The organism is Herbaspirillum chlorophenolicum (genome assembly GCF_001189955.1).
GTDB classification, from domain to species: Bacteria; Pseudomonadota; Gammaproteobacteria; order Burkholderiales; family Burkholderiaceae_D; genus Herbaspirillum; species Herbaspirillum chlorophenolicum.
In genome coordinates this window covers 1-2,093 of record NZ_LFLT01000124.1, presented here as the reverse complement: position 1 = coordinate 2,093, position 2,093 = coordinate 1, and the positions used below count along the sequence as shown (strand labels likewise).

At 51.9% G+C, this 2,093-nt stretch carries 2 protein-coding genes and 2 pseudogenes; 2 read left to right on the top strand and 2 right to left on the bottom strand.

The features are described from left to right. Nucleotides 1–341, top strand: a pseudogene (locus AKL28_RS25215) (hypothetical protein); the annotation flags it as partial. 38 nt (nt 342–379) lie between these two features. On the opposite strand, the pseudogene AKL28_RS25210 reads toward AKL28_RS25215, so the two are convergent. After that, nucleotides 380–529, bottom strand: a pseudogene (locus AKL28_RS25210) (helix-turn-helix domain-containing protein); the annotation flags it as partial. 295 nt (nt 530–824) lie between these two features. Next, complete coding sequence (locus AKL28_RS23410) at nt 825–1,307, bottom strand: dual specificity protein phosphatase family protein (protein ID WP_050470683.1); 483 nt, start codon at nt 1,305–1,307, stop codon at nt 825–827. Nucleotides 1,308–1,485: 178 nt separating this feature from the next. Here AKL28_RS23410 and AKL28_RS23405 point away from each other — a divergent pair, with 178 nt between their 5' ends. Continuing rightward, nucleotides 1,486–1,809 (top strand): helix-turn-helix domain-containing protein, encoded by a 324-nt coding sequence (locus AKL28_RS23405; RefSeq protein WP_156226475.1) that lies wholly within the window; start codon nt 1,486–1,488, stop codon nt 1,807–1,809. The last annotated feature ends 284 nt before the right edge of the window (nt 1,810–2,093 follow it).

Genomic DNA, 2,093 nt, shown 5'->3' with positions numbered 1-2,093 from the left:
TCGTACAGTATAGCACCAAATGCGACCGTGAATTTCCATGCTGCTTCATGCTTGGTGGCGAGCAGAGCAAGGCATCCCCGTATGTTGCTTATTTGGAAACTTTGCGACTTAAGCGCTTTACGGGGGCAACTGCAGCTTTCCTGGTCGTGGCTGGGGGCTTTCTGGGGGCCTTCGTCGCTGCTGTCGTGAGTGTTTTCTTCGCAATTGGCTTTGCTGCCGGTCTCCTGGCTGCTTTCGCTGCCGGCCTCTTGGCTGCTTTCGCTTCCGGCTTTGCTTTTGTGGAAATTCTCCCCGTCTTTTTCGCCCGTACTGATTTGGCCGCAATTTCCGCAGCCACATAGCGGATGTGCCATTCGTTCATGAAGTTGTCGAACGATATTCCTAGTGCTTCACACCAGAAGGATAGCTCCGCGATATCCAGTCGGCGTTCACCGACTTCAACTTTGCTGATGTATGTCTGATGCACGCCGAGAAGCTCGGCAAATGGACGCTGAGCCAATCCGGCGTGAGCACGTGCCTCTTTCAACATTGATAGAAAGGTCTGGTACCGCAGTGTGTATATTTTTTTGTCCATCGACGCTCCTGTAGATAGCGTCGGTAGATTGAGCACATATATTTTTGAACCCAAATTAGGTTCAAAACCGTGAACCTAAGATAGAATCGCCTTTGACCACCTGCGATAAAGGATGTAGACGTGCTACGAGAGCGCCTTTACGGGTTCGCTCTCCGTTCGGCGATGCGGGGTTCTCTGACATTCGACTTGGCGTTCTCTGCTATACAGCGCTGGCGTCCGTAAACGCTAAATAGCCGAGGTTGCCTTTGATTTATCGAGATTTGGCGTTGGCCACTTCGATGAGAAGTTGCGTCACGCTTTTATTGGCGTCCTTGAGTTTTTCAGGCTCGATGGAGTAGCCATAGACGGCATTGAGAGCCGCAGCTACGCCAGGCGACCGAGAGAATCCGCCCTGGCAATGTACAAGCACTGTGTGAATGGTGGACGGAAGCTCTTTGATAAACGCATGTACCTCCTTTGCTTGCGAGGGCGTCATGGCAGTATCCAATTTGGCTTTGGCTCGTTCGGTCAAATTCTTGTCCAGGAAGTCGACATCAGCGAAGTTCAGCCGCAGTAGGTTCTGATACGCCGGCAGGTTGGCCGGCGCCCGGCCTGGAGCAACGATGGAGATGACTGCTACCCCTGGAAGCAGCGGCAACGCCTCTGCCTCGGCGATAGATGCAGTAAGTACCTGTCGACCTTCTAGTGGGTGGCGGTAGATTTTCGAGATGATTTCGCCGGTGCGTTTGCTCATATGGAGATTTTTCCAGCGCAGACCTTCGCTAGCAATAACCGAGGGCCATGGTGCAAAGCCGCCAGTGACCTCGGAAGTGTGGCAATAGGAAGAAATGTGCCGGTACGGCAAAAGATAGTGAATTACCGGCAGGATGTTGCCGGTTGTATCAAGAAAGATTTCGGCGTGGAGAAGTGGGATGCCAACAACAGAATTGGGTATATCTGAAGAAGCCCTGCAGGAGATGGAAACTGTTCTCGGCAACGATGTCAGGCTCTTTCGCATAAATACGCTGAAGATTGGCCAGGAAACGCTTGCTGAGCGTGCTGGTATTAATGTGCGGACGCTGCGTAACTTGGAGTCTGGTCATGGAACGTCTCTTCGCACGTTTCTTGCGGTCTTGCGTGCGATGGAGCGACAAAGCTGGCTGCGGCAGTTGATACCGGATAGTGCGTTGCCGCCGAAAATGATTGTTCACGAAGTGAAGCAGCCGAAGCGGGTGAGCAAGCCGAGGAAGGAATAATTCCAGGCGGCTGGCAATGAAAGATGAAAAATTAATTTCATCTGTGCCCGGTGCATTTGTAAGTGCAGAAATAGAAATCGCCCCTGATGGGGCGATTTCTATTTTCACGAGCACCTAAATAGTCTGTGGTGCGAGAAGGCGTGGTGGATATAACTAAAATGAAGCCACGATGGAAAAATCAATGTTGAGAGTCTCAGGGGCGGCATCTTCGCGGTAGGACATAGCCAACGCAGAGTTTGCGTCATGGCCGTAGACCTTCAGTGTTGCTACCATGTCTTCGGGGA

What these genes read in the sequence shown, in the direction of transcription:
- AKL28_RS23410 (WP_050470683.1), bottom strand. Translation starts at nt 1,307, where the DNA reads ATGAGCAAACGCACCGGCGAAATCATCTCGAAAATCTACCGCCACCCA.
- AKL28_RS23405 (WP_156226475.1), top strand. Translation starts at nt 1,486, where the DNA reads ATGCCAACAACAGAATTGGGTATATCTGAAGAAGCCCTGCAGGAGATG.